Consider the following 16,025-nt stretch of genomic DNA (forward strand, 5'->3'; position numbering starts at 1 on the left):
GCCCTCCGTCGGAACCGGAACCGCGGCCGGAACCGCGGCCGGAACAGGGCCCGGCTCGGGACCAGGGCCCGCCGCCACCCCCACGCCGCCCGGCGCCGCGCTCACTTGGTCGATCCCGAGGTCAGACCGGCGATGAACTGCCTCTGCAGGGTGAGGTAACCGACGACCGGGATCACCCCGGCGAGGAACATGATGCCGAACAACTGGCCGTAATCCATCTGGAACTGCCCCACGGAGAGATAGAGACCGGTGGTGATGGTCTGGCCCTGGAGCGGGCCGAGGATGAACTGCGGGTTGAGGAAGTCGTTCCAGATCCACAGCGAAAGGAAGATGGTCACCGTCGCGGTGGCCGGCCGCACCAGCGGCATCACGATGGTCCACCAGATCCGCAGCCCGCCGGCGCCGTCCAGCCGGGCCGCCTCCACCACCTCGTCCGGCACCGCCCGCATGAAGCCGACGTAGACGAACACCGCGAACGAGAAGTAGCCGCCGCCCAGATTGGACAGGATCAGCCCCGGATAGCTGTGGTCCAGGCCGAGGAAGGTCAGGATGCGGATGGTCGGCAGCAGCACCACCTGCGGCGGGATCATCAGCCCCGCGGCCAGCACCGCCAGCACCGCCGCGCGGGTGCGGGTCCGCCGCCGGGAGACGTAGAAGCTGAACGCCGAGCCCAGCGGGATCAGCAGCAGCACCGAACACACCACCACGATCAGCGAGTTGCGCAGTCCGTGCTGGAGCAGGTGGTCCGGCCGGCTGAGCGCGGTGTGCAGATTGCCCAGCGTCGGGTGGAGCGGAGGCGTCGCCGGACCGGCGACGATGTCGCCCTCCTTCTTGAACGCGTTGACGATCGTCAGGTAGATCGGGCTGACGAACACCAGCACCACGATCACCGCGAGCGTGAGCCGGGCCGGGCTCAGCCGGCTGCGGCGCGACCTGCCCGGCCGGCCAGGCCGCCGCGAGCGGCGCGGCATCGGGGCCGCGGCCCGGCGCGGACGCGGACGCGAACCGGTCCGGTCGGGTGCGGTGGGGACGGCGTGCACGGTCACAGGTCGACCTCCCTGCGGCGCAGGATGCTCGTGACGGACAGGGCGATCACCGCGGACAGCGCCAGCAGGAACATCGCGATGGCGGAGGCGTAGCCGAACCGGTCGGAGGTGAACGCCATCTTCACGATGTACTGCGCCGTGGACTGGGTGGCGTCGGCGGGGCCGCCGGAGGTGAGCACCTGGATGACGTCGTACAGCTTCAGCACCGTGATCAGCGAGATCGTCACGCTGATCGTGGTCGCCGGGGCGACCATCCGCAGCGTGATCATGCGGAACTGCTGGCGGGAGCTGGCGCCGTCGATCGACCCCGCGTCGTACAGCTCGCGCGGGATGTTCTGCAGCGCCGCGAGGTAGACGACGGTGGTGAAGCCGGACAGCACCCACGCCACCACGATCCCCACTGACAACTGCGCCAGGTGCGGCGTGCCCAGCCAGTCCACCGGCCGGTGCACCACGTGGGTGCGCTGGAGCAGGTCGTTGAGCAGGCCGTCCTCGGTGAGGATCGTCTTCCACACGAAGCCGACGATCACCCCCGAGATCACCTGCGGCAGGAACGCGATGGTGCGCAGCACCCGGTAGCTCAACTCGGTCCGGTCCAGCAGCATCGCGAAGGCGAGGCCGACCACGTTGGCCACGACCGTCACGCCGACCGCCAGCGCGAGCGTGAACAGCACGCTGTCGCGCAACTGGCTGTCGTGCAGCATCTCGGAGTAGTTGGCGAGGCCGATCCAGTGGCTGCCGGACCTGAGCGGGTTCTCGTCGGTGAAGCTGCTGCGCAGGCTCATGAAGACCGGCACGACGATGAAGACCAGGTAGAGCAGCAGACCCAGCGCGGCGATCAGCCGCAGACCGAGGTCCTCGGTGGTGTCGCGCAACCAGTGCGAGAGGTGCGGGAAGCGCGAGCTGTTCGGGAAGCGCGGGGCGTCGGAGAGCGGCTGCACTGCTGTCCCCCTCCCTTCGTAAGCGGTCCGGGTGCTCATTGCGTCGACGTGCTCCACGCCTTGTCGAGCTTGGCCATCTGGCCCTTGACGTCACCGGAGTTGAACAGCGCCTGCGCGGCGGCGTAGAAGTCGTTGTTCCCGGAGCCGGGCAGCGCGTCGTCGTTGGTCGCCCAGCCGATCGAACTCACCTTGGTGTCGGTCTTGGTGACGTAGGCGTAGGAGTCGCTGAATGCCGGGCTGACCGTGACGTGGTAGTCGGCGAGCGTCTTGTTCTTGAGCATCGGGTACGCGCCGTCGCCCTCGATCAGCGCCTTGAGGTTGTCCGGGTCCAGCGACCACGCCTGGGCGAACTTCGTCGCCTGGGCCGGGTCACCGACCTTGGTGGCGACGGCCATCGAGCCGCCGACCGCGAACGGGACCACCACCGAGCCGTCGTCCGTCGGCCACGGGAAGACCCCGATGTCGTTCCACTGGTCCTTGGGGATGGAGCCGAGGTACCAACTGCCCATCGGGTACATCGCGGCCTTGCCCGCGTTGAAGTTCTTGATCGAGTCGGCGTAACTGACGTTGAGCGCGCCCTGCTCGAAGTAGCCCTTGGTCACCAGTGTGCGCATCTTCGTCGCGGCGGCGACCACGTCGGCGTCGGTGAACTTCACCTTTCCGGCGTACCGCTGCTGAATCCACCGCGGGTTCTTGCCCAGCACGTCCGCGCTGATCGCACCGGTCAGCGGCATCGCCGCGGCGAACGGGTCGTTGCCGCCCAGCTCCATCGGGGTCAGGCCGGCGGACTTGAGCTTCGCGTTGGCGTCGAGGAACTGCTGCCAGGTCGTCGGCACCTGCGCCCCGGCCTTTTTGAACAGCGACTTGTGGTAGAAGACCAGCGGGATGATCTGCGAGTTCGTCGGCGGGATGTAGACCTTGCCCTTGATCGCGTTGCCCTGCGGCAGCAGGAAGTTCTGGTCGACCCAGCTCTGGTCGTACGGCCGCAGCAGCCCCGCCGCGGTGTACTGCGACGGCGTGATCGACTGCAGCAGGTCGGGGAACTGCCCTGACGCCTGGAGCTGCTTGGCGTAGGAGTCGCGGTCCGTGCTCGGCGCCACCACCTGCTTGATCTTCACGCCCGGCACGTCCTTCTGCGCCCTGGCGATGGACTGTTTCCAGAACGTCGGCGTCAGCGAAGGCGAGTTGAACGTCATGTAGGTCAACGTTCCGCCCCCGTTCGCGGAAGAGCCGGAGCCGGAGCCGGAGTCGGAGCACGCGGTGAGGACGAGCACACCGGCCGCCACGAGCGCGGCGGCACTTCGTCTGAGCATGGCCGTACCTTTCGGGAGGGTTGGGTCGGCGTACGGCGCTGCCGCCGCGACGACCGGTGGTCACGGGGGCACGGGGCCACGGACCACGGGTCACGGCAACTGCGGGGTACAGCGGAGGACTTGCCAGGATCGTTGAGTGACGATGTGGGTACTTTGAGTAACGACGGCAGGGCTGCGTGGGGACTGCGGGAGGCCCGCGTCGGCGCCGCGGAGCGCTTCTGGGGCAGGCGGAAACCGGCGAGCACGGACGCGTCCCGGACCGGGGACGCTTCGGCGGTTGCCGCGTCCTGACGGCGAGATAACGTTTTCTCGCCGAGTACACTAGGGTTCCAGGACAGCAAGTCAAGCCCCTCGGTGATCACGGACGGATCTCGGGCCGACCCCGGGGGCGAGTCGTGGGCGATCGAGGAGAGGGAAGCGAAGTGGCTGGTCCTGGTGCCGCCGGAAAGCGCGGATCGTCACGGCCGCGCCGGCCCACGATGATCGATGTGGCCCGTGAAGCGGGTGTGGCGCTGCGTACGGTCTCGCGGGTCGTCAACGGCGACACGACGGTGGGCGGGGCGCTCGCCGAGCGGGTCCGGCAGGCCATCGACCGTCTCGGCTTCCAACCCGACGAGCGGGCCCGCCAGTTGCGCAGTGGCCGCACCGGCACCATCGGCGCGGCGGTGCGGCACATCGCCGACGCGCACCCGGTGCTGCGGGCGGTCGACGAGACGGCGCGGGGGGCGGGCCTGACGGTCGTCGCGATGTCCACCGAGGACGACGAGGTGCGCGAGCGCGAGGCCGTGATGTCGATGTGCGGGCGCCGCATGGACGGGATCATCATCGAGCCGATCGCGGACGGTCACCAGTACCTCCAGCCCGAGATCGACTCCGGGTTGGCCGTGGTGGCCTTCGACCGGCCCGCCACCGGAGTCGAGGTCGACACGGTGCTGTCCGACAACCAGGGCGGGATCGAGCTGGCCTTCCGCCACCTCGCCGAGCAGGGCCACCGGCGGATCGGCTACATCGGGGACGACGAGCGGATCTACACCGGGCGGCAGCGCGCCGCCGCGTTCCGGGACTGCCTGCGGGCGGCCGGCGGCCCGCTCGACGGGATGGTGCACCCCGGGCCGATCACCGCCGAGCGGATCTCCGCGGCGCTGGAGCGGCTGCGGAGCGGGCCGGACCCGGCGACGGCCATCGTCACCGGCAACTTCTCCACCTCGGTGGCCGTGATCCGCGCGCTCGGGCCCGACTTCGGCGCCACCGCGCTGGTCGGCTTCGACGACTTCGGCCTCGCGGATCTGCTCAGGCCCGGGTTGACCGTCGTCGCCCAGGGTGACGTGCAGATCGGGCGCACCACGATCGAACTGTTCCAGGCGCGGCTGGCGGACCCGGGGCGCCCGGTGCGGACGGTGACGGTGCCCACCACGCTGATCACCCGCGGGTCGGGGGAGATCCCGCTCTGAGGGTTCTCAACGGTGCGGCGGCGCCGCGGGAGTCCGGTGGGTGCCGGCTGCCACGGCTTTCGGGTGCCACGGCTTTGGGGCGGCACGGCTGTCGGGTGCTACGGCTTTCGGGTCGGCATCGGCGTGCCTGGCCCAGTCCTCTTGTGCGTCCACCAGGGCGGGGCGGACCTCCCGGTCGAGGCGGTTCGCGACCCAGCGGAACGTGGCGGCGAGCCGGGTCAGGTCCTGCGGGCCGAGGTCGGTGAGCCAACTGTCCCCGCACAGGTGCAGGTTGACCAGCGGGGTGCGGGGTTCGGGTGCTTCGGCGTGCGGGTTGCAGTCCAGGGTGCAGGAGAAGGCTTCCTCGGCGACGGGTCCCGGGGCCGGGCTGGTGGCGCAGTAGACGGGGACCGTGCGTCCCGGGAAGCGCCGGGTGAGGTGGATGTCGGCGAGCCGGTCCTCCCAGGCACCGGGGGGCACGTTGTGCTCGCTCGGGTCGTTCCCGGCCCACGCGGGCAGGTGGCCGGTGAGGGTGCGGCCGTCGGTGGCGGTGAGGGTCCATCGGCGAGGTGGTGCGGGTAAGGCCGAGGGTCCGGTCGTTGCGGAAGAGGTCTTACGGGTCTGCATCTCGTTCCTTGTCGATTCTTGTCGTGTGGCCGGGTTCAGGCGGGCAGAGCCGGTTGCGGTTGCGGCGCGTGCTCGGCCAGCGCGGTGCGGAGGAAGGTCAGCGAGTCCGCCGGCGTGAGGGCGGTATCGCGCAGCAGGTCGTAGGCCAGGCGCAGCGGTTCGACGTCTTCGGGTTCCTCGACGAGGTGGCCGCTCCAACTGCTTTGGGTGTAGGCGACGGTGTGGCCGTCCTGGAAGAAGATGAGTTCCAGGCAGCTGCGGATGTGGTGGGGTCCGGTGCCGAACGGGACGACGTGCAGGGAGACATCGGGCTTTTGGGCGGTCTCGATGAGGTGTTCCAGTTGGGCGGTCCAGGTGTGGGGGTCGCGGGCTTTGCGTCGTAGTACGGCTTCGTCGATCAGTGCGCGGTAGCGGACGGGGGTGGGTCCGGTGAGGCGGTCCTGGCGTTTCAGCCGTGCGGCGACCTGGGCGCTCAATTGCTTGATGCTGCGTGGGCGGGCGGTGCGGAGCTGTTCTTCGGCGTAGGCGCGGGTCTGGAGCAGGTACGGCACGGCGCTGACGGCGTATTCCTGGACGCTCACCGCGTCGGCTTCCAAGGGGGCAAGTCCGAGGAACGGCTTGTCCTTCGCTTCCCGTTTGGCCAGGTGCCACAGCTTCACCAGGAGGTCGCCGGTGCCGTACACCTTGTCCAGAGCGGCAGCAGCCTCCACGGTGCCCAACCGCTGCCCCCGCTCCAGCCGATGCAGATACGACTGCTCGTAAAGGCATTTCGCCCCGAGTTCCATCAGCGTCAGCCCCGCGCGCTGTCGCCGGTAGGCCAGTTCACTGGCGTACAACTCCCGCGCGGATAACCACTCCCAGTCGATGAGCATCTTCGTCTTGCCGTCCCCGCCGCTCGCGCCGGCCATACGGCTCTCCTTTCCGCGGTGTCGGTCGTGGTGGTATTCGGCCTGGGCGCGCGGGAATTCCGCGTGCCGGGCCGCCACGTCCCCTTGTCCGGACTCGAACCGGAGTCATCGGGCCTGCCCGCACGAATGAACGGAGAGCGTGCGGTGCTGCCCGGGCTCTTCCTGACTGAGCTACAAGGGGGAGTTCACGCAACGAGGGCAGGCCCGATCAACGGGATACGCCCACCGTCGATCCCACCCGATCCCTACTCCCGGGCAGGCCCAGCAGCGCCCCACGGCTGTCGGCGACCCGCAGCGCGTCCGACAACGCCGTACACAAGTGCGCCACCGTGCCCTGGAGTTCACAGTCCCAAGGCGTCGCCTCCGCCAGCGTCCGGCGGACAAAGCCCAGCAGTTCCCGGCCCATCCCGAGCTGCACCGACTCCATCTCGTCGGCCAGCCGCCACAACGCGTCACACTCATCCGACCGGAGATAGCACGCACCCCCGTCCGGCCCCGGCCACGGCAGAAGCCGGGCACCGTTCACCGCGGGGCTCCCGCCGTCCTCGCGTTCCGACCCGGCTGAATCAACTCTGGTGCCCGGCTCGCTCCAGCCCATACGCTCACGCATGTCAGCCTGCTTTCCTCAGGTTGTCCACGCCCCCGGAGTGCTAGCCCCGGTCGGGAATCTGTGACTGCCTGTCAGCTTGCCGACACACAAAGGCCGGAACTATCAGACCTGACTGATAGCTCCGGCCAATGATTTACGTTCAGTTTCCGAGCCAGTCACCGAAGTTGGTGAAGGTCTCCGGCATGCGGCGCCGAGCGGACTCCAGCCCGGCGTAGGTCTCCCTCACGATCGGGTGGTACCGCGTTTGCTGCGGAGCCAGCGTCCTCGCCTGTTGCAGGCTCTTGAACGCCCCTTCCGTGTGCCCGCTCCACATTTGGGCCCATGCCACCTCGGCGTGGTGGTGAGCCCGCCGGGACAACGGCCAGTCAGACGGAACGGTCATGGCGGTTGCCGTCTGGACGGCCTCCGGATACAGATCCAGTTCGGCGAGGACACTGACCCGGTGTGCGGCGACGTTCGTGGGACCGAACGAGAGCCAGTGGATTCGTTCGGCCGGTCCGGTGCGTTGGGCGATCCGTTCGGCTTCGTCCAGGTGCCCCTCGGCCGCGTCTCTGTCCTTGTCCCTGCCCGAGAGGACGGACGCACCGAGATGAAGCTGCCCGGTCAGGACGTCTCGCGTTCGTCCGGGATCTGCCTGCTTCAATGTGTTCATTCCCAGGCCGATCAGTCGTTGACCGGTGCGGTAGTCACTCGCACGCAGGTAGGCCAGCGCTCGCAGGTACTGACGCATGCCGCTGATGACCGGATCGGAGGCATGCTGAGCCGCCCACTCCATGCGGTCCAGGGCAACCGTGCACAGGTCGAAGAAGCCCAGCTTCGTCGTGACGTCGTAGGCGGTGCGGTACGTACTGGCCAGCAAGCGCCAATGCCGCTCGCTCGGACTGACGTGCGCCGCCGTCGTAGCCTCGAAGATCAGACTCGGCAGTTCCGCCGCGACCTTCTTGATGTCGGTTGCGCGTACCAGGGCGCACATCTCTTCGGCGTCGGTCTCCATCTCCTCGGGCGCGCGCGGCGAGATGTCCGGGTCCGGGCCCAGGTCGTAGACGTTCAGCGCCTCCCGGATCGGCTCTATCAACCCGTCGAGTTGGTCCTGCCGCAATTCCCCGAGGTACGGCTGCCCCGTCAGTTCGGCGACAGGCACCGACAACGCCCGTGCGAGGGCGCCCAACACGGAGGGGCTCGCCGGCATGACGCCTTGTTCCACCTTCGTCAGCGTGCTGTAGGCGACGCTCGACGCGTCGGAGAGCTCACGCCGCGTCAGTCCTCTGACCTTGCGGGCATCCAAGACGCGCGTCCCTGTGTGCTCTTCCGCATAGGCAGGCATAACGGTCTCCCGTTCGGCGTCGACACCAAAACGGTACCCCCGCGAACGGCCGCCTACGTGCGTGGTAGTACGGCGGTGAACTCGTGCCGGGCGATCCCGAGCAGATCCGCCGCTTGTCGGAACTGTCAGAGTATGGGTCGGGGCCGTTTCTCGGCACCGCGAGCACCGAACCACGACCGCGCGCACAGAGGCGTATACGGCCGCGCTGCTGGAGCGTTGGCCCCACGGTTGGTCCCGAGCCCGGCCAACGATCTACGTTCAGTTTCCCAGCCAGTCACCGAAGTTGGTGAAGGTCTCCGGCATGCGGCGCCGAGCGGCCACGCCGACACGCGCGCCCCCGCCGACACGCGTGCCCCCGGCGGCACCCCCCGCCGGCGGCGCCCCACCCCCGGCGGCGCCCCACCTCCGCGCGGCGCCCAACCCCCGGCCGCACCCCACCCCCACGGTTCCGCTCCCGTCCCCTTTACAACCCGCCCGCCCCGCACCTATAAATGAACCCAGTCATTCAAAGATAACGTTATCTCGGGTCCGCGAGCCGCCTCCCGGGAACGTCTTCGGGTGTGCCGGTCCGCTTCGACGACCGCCGGTGCCCCCGCTCCGAGCCCCCCACCTCCCCGTCCGCACACCGCTGTTCGCCCTCCCCGCGCGTGCCGGAGCGGAGGGCGCCGGCGGCGGGCGGGCCCGCGGGGAGACCGGCGTGAAGAAGCAGAGAGGGAGCAGCCTGATGAGGCTCACATCGCTTGCGAGACGAGCGGGAAGCGTGACCACCGCCGCGGTCGTGATGGGCGCCATGGTGACCACGGTGCTGTCCCGGCCGGCGGTGGCCGACTCGATCACCGCGAACCAGGGCGTGGCCACGGTCGCGCAGTACCAGGGCGTGTGGAACGCGCCGCCGAGCCACCTCACCGGCGGCGACACCGTGGACGCGCCGCTGATGGGCAACGGCGACGTCGGGGTCGCGGTCGGCGGCGGCATCGACAACCAGACGTTCTACGTGGGCAAGAACGACTTCTGGTCCTCGACCAGCCACGCCATCAAGCCGCTCGGCCGGATCGTGGTGTCGGCGGGCGGCCTGGCCGGGGCGTCGTACCACGTGGTGCAGGACATCCAGCACGCCGAGGTGCGCGGCACGTACACCCTGGGCGGGCAGACGCTGGCCACGCGGAGCTGGGTGGACGCCGACACCAACCTGTTCGTCACGTCGTTCACGCTCACCGGCGGCAGCGCGCAGAGCATCGGCGTCACGCTGCAGAACGGTACGGGCGGCACGCCCACCGTCTCCACCAGCGACCACGACCTCGACGCCGACGTGGTCGCCGACACCGGCGGCAGTGGCGACCCGCGCGCCCGGATGGCGATGCGCACCATCGGGCAGAGCCAGTCGGTATCCGGCAGCAAGCTGACCCTGACGATGCAGCCGAACACCACCTCGACGCTGGTCGCGGCGATCGAGAGCAGCAACGACTCCGCCGACTACCAGTCCGCGGCGGACGCGTTGGTCGACAACCTCACCCAGGGCAACGTCGACGACCACAACGCCTCGCACCGCAGCTGGTGGAACTCCTACTGGTCGCGGTCCTTCGTGCAGATCGGCGACAAGGACGTGGAGAAGAGCTGGTACGGCTCGCTCTACCTGCTCGGCAGCGTGTCGCGGAGCGGGAAGTACGCGCCCGGCCTGTGGGGCAACTGGATCACCGGCGACATGAACTGGAACGGCGACTACCACACCAACTACAACTACCAGGCGCCGTTCTACGCCGCCCTGACGACCAATCACATCGCGCAGATGGACGCCTACGACCAGCCGGTGCTGGACTGGATGAGCCGCGGGCAGCAACTCGCCCAGCAGAACGGCTTCCAGGGCGTGCTCTACCCGGTCGGCATCTCCCCGAACGGCACCAGCGCCGACACCAACCTGTACAACCAGAAGTCCGACGCGGTCAACGTCGCCAGTGACATGGTGATGCGCTACGAGCAGACCCGCGACGCGACGTACGCGGCGAAGGTCTACCCGTTCCTGAAGCAGGTCGGCCTGTTCTGGCAGAACTACCTCACCAAGGACTCCTCCGGCACGTACACGATCACCAACGACGCGCCGCAGGAAGGCAACGCCTACCCGCAGACCAACAGCATCCTGTCGCTCGGCCTGGTCCACCTGCTGATGGAGGGCCTGACCGACATGAGCGCCGCGCTCGGCCAGGACGCCGGGACCCGCGCCACCTGGCAGGACATCGACGCGCACCTGGCGCCGCTGCCGACGATGACGCAGAACGGCCAGACCGTCTTCCGGGAGACCTCCACCGGCGCGGGCTGGGTCAACGACGGCAACGACATCGACATCCAGGCCGTCTACCCGGGCGGCCAGGTCGGCCTGGACAGCCCGGCCGGGCTCGTGCAGACCGCGCGCAACACCGTCGACCAGCTCACCGCGGCCTGGCACGGCGGCAACGCGCCCGCCACCTTCTACGCCGCCGCCGCCCGGGTCGGCTACGACCCCGCCACGATCCTGGCCAACCTGCACACCGAGGCCGTGGACAACTCCTACCCCAACCTCGCCGTCCACCACAGCGGCGGCGGCATCGAGAACATCAACGTCACCACCTCCGGCCTGGACGAGATGCTGCTCCAGTCTTTCCAGGGCGACGTGAAGGTCTTCGCGGACTGGCCGGCGAACTCCAACGCGAAGTTCGGCGACCTGATGGCCGCCGGCGGCTTCCTGATCTCCAGCAGCATGGCGGACAACGCGGTGCAGTACGTCCGCGCGGTCAGCCAGAAGGGCGGCGACCTCGTCTTCACCAACCCCTGGCCCGGCAGTCCGGTGCAGGTGTACCGGGGCGGTTCCGACGCGGGCACCGTGTCCGGCACGAAGATCACGCTGAGCACGTCGGCGGGCGAGACGATCACCCTGGCCAGGCCCGGCACCTCCTACGCCACCGTGCAGGCCGAACTCGCCCAGCCGGTCAAGGCGGGCGGCGGCACCACCAGCACCAGCTTCTCCACCGGCTTCGAGTCGGGCCAGCCGCAGCCCACCTGGACCGACTCCGTCGACACCGCGGGCGGCAACGCCGTGGGCGTCACCGGCATCAACTCCGACTCCACCGGCCCGCAGACGGGCGTCCGCAGCGGGGAGACCTCCCGCACCGGAACGGCCGCGCTGATGTACTCCGGCAGTGCCGCCGGCAGCAGCCCGCACGCCTACCTCAAGGTCTACGACCTCAGTGCCGCACCCCTGGACATCGGCACCGCGAAGACCCTCGGCTACTGGATCTACCCCCAGTCGCACGCCACCACCCCCTGGGTGCCCGCCGGTTCGACCGAGAGCGAGTGCGTCGCCGTCGACCTGGTCTTCACCGACGGCGGCACGCTGCGCGACTCCGGCGCCGTGGACCAGAGCGGCGACCAGATCCATCCCGCCCACCAGTGCGGCCACTTGACCCCCGACACGTGGAACCACGTGACCGTCGACCTCGCGGCGAAGAACTCCGGCAAGCGGATCGCGCGTGTCCTCGTCGGCTACGACCACCCCGGCGGCTCGGGCGGTTACCGCGGCTACATCGACGACCTGTCCATCACCTGACCCGTCAACCGGCTTTCACAGAGCGCACGTTGGCGTTCTGCCCCCGCTGACCGGCCCCCGCCGTCTTGTCCACGGCGGGGGCCCGCACGTGACGAGGAGCCCCCGTGACGTCCACCAGCCCCGTGACGTCCAGCCCTGAGCCGTACGACACCGCGTACGCCCCGATGCGCGACGGCACGGTGCTGCGCGCCGACGTGTACCGGCCGCCGTACGGGCGCGGGCCCTGGCCGGTCCTGCTCGCCCGCTGCCCCTACGGGCGGCGCGACCCGGGGATACTCGCCCGCCTGGCCCCCGCCACCGCGGCCCGCCGCTGCTGGCTCGTCGTCCTCCAGGACACCCGCGGCCGGTTCGGCTCCGACGGCGCGTGGGAGCCGCTGGCCCACGAGTACGACGACGGCCACGACACCGTCCGGTGGGCCGCCGGGCTCCCCGGCAGCGACGGCCGGGTGGCGATGTACGGGCCCAGCTATCTCGGGCACGCCCAGTGGGCCGCGATCGAAGCGGCGCCTCCCGAACTGGTCGCCGCCATACCGGAGTTCACCTGGTCAGACCCCGCTGACGGGTTGCTCGCGCGCGGGGGCGCCCGCGAACTCGGCCTGCCCGTCCAGTGGACGCTCGGCCTGGGCCACGAGGTCCTGCGCCGCAGGCACGCGGCCGACGCGGTCCGGCGGCGCGCCGCTCTCGCGGAACTCGCCCGCGCCGAGGGGGAGTTGCGTGCCGGGCACTGGGACCTCGCGGCGCCGGACGCGCTGGGCCTGCCCGTCCCCGGCCGGGTCGGCGCCCCGCCACCCCGCGCCGTTCCCGCCGACCATACGGCGCTGCCGCCCGTCGCCACGCTCACCGTCGCGGGCTGGTACGACGCGTTCCTCCAGGGCAGCCTCGACAACCACGCCGCCGCCCGCGCCGCGGGCCACCGCGCCGCCCTGATCATCGGCCCCTGGACCCACGACAACCAGTCCGGCCGGGCCGAACCGGCCGCCGCCGGGGACGTCTTCGACTTCGGGCCGCACGCGGACAGCGCGCACATCGACGGCGGCGGCTCCTTGCTGGAGCGCCAACTGGACTGGCTGGAAACGGTGGTGGAGCGCACGCGGATCGTCGGCGGGGGGTCGCGCGACGCAGCCGAGCCGCGGAACGCGCCGGAACCCGGCGCCGGCCGGGCGCGCGGGACCTCGGCGGACGCCACCGCTCTCGTCTTCGTCACCGGGGCCGGCCGCTGGCGCCGGTTCGCCGCGTGGCCGCCGCCGAGCGACCCGACCGCCTGGTACCTGCACGCGAACGGCGAACTGTCCACGCGGCCTCCTTCGGTGACAGGTATGGCAGGGCCCGGCCGGTCGTTCCGGCACGATCCGGCCGACCCCGTACCCGCCCTCGGCGGCGCGCTGCTGCTGACCGAGCAGCACCCGGCCGGGCCCGCCGACCAGCGGCCGATCGAGGCGCGCCCCGACGTACTCGTCTACGCGAGCGCTCCGTTGACCCGCCCGCTGGAGATCGCCGGGCGGATCAGCGCGGTGCTCACGGTGACCTGCACCGCTCCCACCGCCACCTGGGTGGTGCGGCTGTGCGATGTCGCGCCCGACGGCACTTCGGTCAACCTCGCGGACGGGATCGCCCGCGCGGCCCACCCCGTCGGCCGGCCCGGTCCAGCCGGTCCCGCCGGTTCAGCCGGTCCAGCCGGTCCAGCCGGTCCGATCGAGACCGCCGTGGACGTCGACCTGTGGTCCGCGCACCACCTCTTCCGGCCGGGCCACGCCCTGCGCGTGCACGTCGCCGCGACCAGTCACCCGCGCTGGCAACCCGAGCCGGGTCCCGCCGTACAGACGGTCCTGCCGGGCGCCTCCCGCCTGATGCTCCCGTCCGTTCCCGCATGCCCGCCCCGCACTCGAATGAGCTAACCGGGACCGGGTTCGTCGTGGATGGTCAACGCTCCGGCGAGGTCGAGGTCGGCGACGGTGCCATGTGCCCCGGCGCGGACGAGCAGCACCGCACCGAGCGCGGTGCTCCAGAACGTCCTGGCTTCCACGTCGAGCGGTCGACGGGCCCTCCAGCCGCGACTGTCGATGAGCTGGCTCACGAAGCGCTCGGACTGCCGGAACAGCAACTGGAGGTGCTGGTCGACCACGGGGGCGAGTTCGGGCTTGGAGATCCCGGCGGCGAGTGCCCGCGTGACCGACGGGAGCGAGGGCATGGCCAGCACGGCGCGGGCGATGTTGCGGCGGAACGTCACGGCGTCGGGGGCTTGGCGACCGATGCGCTCGATCCGTCGGGCGTCGTGCAGCAAGCCGAGGAAGGCGGCGTGCACGAGGAGCGAGTCCTTGGAGCCGAAGTAGTAGGTGACCTGGTTGGGGAAGACGCCTGCCGCGTTCGCGATCTCCGCGACGCTCACCTCGGTGCCGGGCCGTTCCCTGCACAGCCGTGCGGTCGCCTCGATCAGCCGGTGCCTCGTCGCGCGACCGCGGTCACGCGACCGGGCCGACGTTGATCGAGCTTCGGTTCGCTTCTTCTCCACGTCGAAATTGTATGTGATACAACAAGGGCGATGTTGACTTGTATCGCATACAAGAAAGGTTGAGGGGCATGCACGGGACTGAAGTCGTCGTGACCGGGCTCGGCGCGATCACCCCACTCGGGGCAGACGTGGCGTCCACCTGGGACGCCCTGCTCGCCGGTGAGTCCGGTATCCGCGGCGGCGTCCTGCGTGGCTACGACGACGCGGGCCTTCCCGACACAGCCGCGGGGACGATGGCGATCGACCCCGCCAAGTTGCTGCCGCCGGTGCGGGCCAGGCGGCTCGACCGCTCGCAGCAGGCGGCGCTGGCCGCGGCGGCCGAAGCCTGGGCCGACGCCGGTGCCCCAGCGGCGGACCCGGACCGGCTCGCGTCGGCGATCGGCACGGGCATCGGGGGCGTACGGACGCTGCTGAAGGAAGACGACGTACTGAAGGCCGCCGGGACGCGGCGCGTCTCGCCACGCACGGTCCCGATGCTCATGCCCAACGCGGCGGCGGCGCTGATCAGTATCGAATACGGTGCACGGGCAGGTGCCTACACGCCCGTCTCGGCGTGCTCCTCCGGCGCCGAGGCGATCGCCCTGGGGGCCAGGCTCATCCGTGCCGGCGAGGCGGACGTGGTGATCGCGGGCGGGACCGAGGCCGCGATCACACCGATCACCGTGGCCGGCTTCGCCCAGGCACAGGCACTGTCACGGCATACCCTCGAACCCGCCTCCGCGTCCCGGCCGTTCGCCGCGGACCGCAGCGGATTCGTGCTCAGCGAAGGCGCCGCTGTCCTGGTGCTCGAAAGCGCCGCGCATGCCGGCGCCCGGGGCGCTCGCGTCCACGCGGTGCTCGCCGGCGCCGGCATCGCCGCCGACGCCCACCACATCACGGCGCCCGCCGCCGACGGCTCAGGTCAGATCTCGGCCATGCGGAAGGCCCTGGCGCAAGCCGGTCTGGCTCCCGAGCGGATCAGCCACATCAACGCCCATGCCACCGGGACTCCGGTCGGCGACCTTGCCGAGGCGCACGCGATCGGGGAGGTCTTCGGCCGCGCCACCGTGACGGCCCCCAAGGCGGCGCTCGGTCATCTCTTCGGCGCAGCCGGCGCGATCGAAGCGCTCATCGCCGTCCTCAGCGTCGAGCACGGCGTCATCCCGCCGACCCGCAACCTCACCGCGGCCGGTGTAGGTCCCGACATCGATCTCGATGTCGTCGCGGAGCGACGAGACGTCCCCCAGGAGGCCGTGCTCAGCAACTCCTTCGGCTTCGGCGGGCAGAATGTCTCGCTCGTCGTCACCGGCGCACGGCGCCATGTGTCCGGTACGGCCCCGACGACACCATGACCCACGCGAACGCACCGCTGTCCGTGGAGGGCCGCCGCCGATTGTCCGGGCGAAGCCCGACACGGCGTCGTCGGTGGGCCGACCGTTGACGGCCGGCCCACCGATCCCGGAGGTCGGCTGCAGGCGTCCCGCCCCGTCGCGCGGTGAAGCGGCTCGGCAGCGTCGCGGCCGAGCCGCTTCACCGGGCCGGCCGACCACCTCACCGCCTCACCGCCTCACCGCCCACGGCCTGGTCGTGGAGATGCCCGCCGGGCCCCTGCCCGGCGCCTACGACCACGACCCGATCAGGGGCGGCCGGCCGCCGGTCGTCACCGTCAACATGCTCCACACCGTGGTGCGGCGCCGTCCGGGCGGCGGGTCCGTCGAGCAGATCCCGCCCGGCCTGGTCGTCCCCACCGGCGAGCACGCG

The 16,025-nt window shown here is 70.6% G+C and carries 12 protein-coding genes; 4 read left to right on the forward strand and 8 right to left on the reverse strand.

Going from position 1 to position 16,025, the window contains the following annotated elements; translation table 11 throughout:
* Window positions 1-101 precede the first annotated feature (101 nt).
* Genes AB0399_RS24595 through AB0399_RS24605 form a run of 3 tightly spaced genes read right to left on the reverse strand, consistent with a single transcriptional unit; the run spans window position 102 to window position 3,300 of the window.
* Window positions 102-1,046: a carbohydrate ABC transporter permease gene (locus AB0399_RS24595; protein ID WP_366412813.1), complete on the reverse strand. Its 945-nt coding sequence runs from the start codon at window positions 1,044-1,046 to the stop codon at window positions 102-104.
* A complete protein-coding gene (locus tag AB0399_RS24600; RefSeq protein ID WP_366412814.1) occupies window positions 1,043-1,987 on the reverse strand; it encodes a sugar ABC transporter permease in 945 nt (314 codons plus the stop codon). Before AB0399_RS24600 ends, AB0399_RS24595 begins: the two co-directional genes overlap by 4 nt.
* Before the next feature lie 35 nt (window positions 1,988-2,022).
* Complete coding sequence (locus tag AB0399_RS24605; RefSeq protein ID WP_366412815.1) at window positions 2,023-3,300, reverse strand: extracellular solute-binding protein; 1,278 nt, start codon at window positions 3,298-3,300, stop codon at window positions 2,023-2,025.
* Window positions 3,301-3,779: 479 nt separating this feature from the next.
* On the opposite strand from AB0399_RS24605, the gene AB0399_RS24610 reads away from it, so the two are divergent.
* Window positions 3,780-4,751 (forward strand): LacI family DNA-binding transcriptional regulator, encoded by a 972-nt coding sequence (locus tag AB0399_RS24610; protein ID WP_329369548.1) that lies wholly within the window; start codon window positions 3,780-3,782, stop codon window positions 4,749-4,751.
* 6 nt (window positions 4,752-4,757) lie between these two features.
* On the opposite strand, the gene AB0399_RS24615 is transcribed toward AB0399_RS24610, so the two are convergent.
* The 4 genes from AB0399_RS24615 to AB0399_RS24630 all read right to left on the reverse strand — a co-directional run bounded on the left by AB0399_RS24615 (window position 4,758) and on the right by AB0399_RS24630 (window position 8,199).
* Window positions 4,758-5,357, reverse strand: coding sequence for a hypothetical protein (locus AB0399_RS24615; protein WP_366412816.1), 600 nt, complete (start codon window positions 5,355-5,357; stop codon window positions 4,758-4,760).
* A gap of 35 nt (window positions 5,358-5,392) precedes the next feature.
* Window positions 5,393-6,265, reverse strand: coding sequence for a helix-turn-helix transcriptional regulator (locus tag AB0399_RS24620; protein ID WP_366412817.1), 873 nt, complete (start codon window positions 6,263-6,265; stop codon window positions 5,393-5,395).
* A 208-nt stretch (window positions 6,266-6,473) separates the two neighbouring features.
* Window positions 6,474-6,713: a hypothetical protein gene (locus tag AB0399_RS24625; RefSeq protein WP_366412818.1), complete on the reverse strand. Its 240-nt coding sequence runs from the start codon at window positions 6,711-6,713 to the stop codon at window positions 6,474-6,476.
* A 301-nt stretch (window positions 6,714-7,014) separates the two neighbouring features.
* A complete protein-coding gene (locus AB0399_RS24630; RefSeq protein ID WP_366412819.1) occupies window positions 7,015-8,199 on the reverse strand; it encodes a helix-turn-helix transcriptional regulator in 1,185 nt (394 codons plus the stop codon).
* 760 nt (window positions 8,200-8,959) lie between these two features.
* Between AB0399_RS24630 and AB0399_RS24635 the strand changes: the two genes are divergently transcribed.
* Window positions 8,960-11,776, forward strand: coding sequence for a hypothetical protein (locus AB0399_RS24635; protein ID WP_366412820.1), 2,817 nt, complete (start codon window positions 8,960-8,962; stop codon window positions 11,774-11,776).
* Window positions 11,777-11,880: 104 nt separating this feature from the next.
* A complete protein-coding gene (locus tag AB0399_RS24640; protein WP_366412821.1) occupies window positions 11,881-13,671 on the forward strand; it encodes a CocE/NonD family hydrolase in 1,791 nt (596 codons plus the stop codon).
* On the opposite strand, the gene AB0399_RS24645 is transcribed toward AB0399_RS24640, so the two are convergent.
* The gene (locus tag AB0399_RS24645) at window positions 13,668-14,285 is read right to left on the reverse strand and encodes a TetR/AcrR family transcriptional regulator C-terminal domain-containing protein (protein ID WP_366412822.1); all 618 of its coding nucleotides are present in this window, start codon (window positions 14,283-14,285) and stop codon (window positions 13,668-13,670) included. The genes AB0399_RS24640 and AB0399_RS24645 overlap by 4 nt on opposite strands.
* Window positions 14,286-14,353: 68 nt before the next feature.
* Between AB0399_RS24645 and AB0399_RS24650 the strand changes: the two genes are divergently transcribed.
* The gene (locus AB0399_RS24650; protein ID WP_366412823.1) at window positions 14,354-15,616 is read left to right on the forward strand and encodes a beta-ketoacyl-[acyl-carrier-protein] synthase family protein; all 1,263 of its coding nucleotides are present in this window, start codon (window positions 14,354-14,356) and stop codon (window positions 15,614-15,616) included.
* Window positions 15,617-16,025 lie beyond the last annotated feature (409 nt).

This window comes from Streptomyces sp. NPDC088194 (genome assembly GCF_040702025.1).
Lineage (GTDB): Bacteria > Actinomycetota > Actinomycetes > Streptomycetales > Streptomycetaceae > Actinacidiphila.

What these genes read in the sequence shown, in the direction of transcription:
- AB0399_RS24605 (WP_366412815.1), bottom strand. Translation starts at nt 3,300, where the DNA reads ATGCTCAGACGAAGTGCCGCCGCGCTCGTGGCGGCCGGTGTGCTCGTC.
- AB0399_RS24610 (WP_329369548.1), top strand. Translation starts at nt 3,780, where the DNA reads ATGATCGATGTGGCCCGTGAAGCGGGTGTGGCGCTGCGTACGGTCTCG.
- AB0399_RS24615 (WP_366412816.1), bottom strand. Translation starts at nt 5,357, where the DNA reads ATGCAGACCCGTAAGACCTCTTCCGCAACGACCGGACCCTCGGCCTTA.
- AB0399_RS24620 (WP_366412817.1), bottom strand. Translation starts at nt 6,265, where the DNA reads ATGGCCGGCGCGAGCGGCGGGGACGGCAAGACGAAGATGCTCATCGAC.
- AB0399_RS24630 (WP_366412819.1), bottom strand. Translation starts at nt 8,199, where the DNA reads ATGCCTGCCTATGCGGAAGAGCACACAGGGACGCGCGTCTTGGATGCC.
- AB0399_RS24650 (WP_366412823.1), top strand. Translation starts at nt 14,354, where the DNA reads ATGCACGGGACTGAAGTCGTCGTGACCGGGCTCGGCGCGATCACCCCA.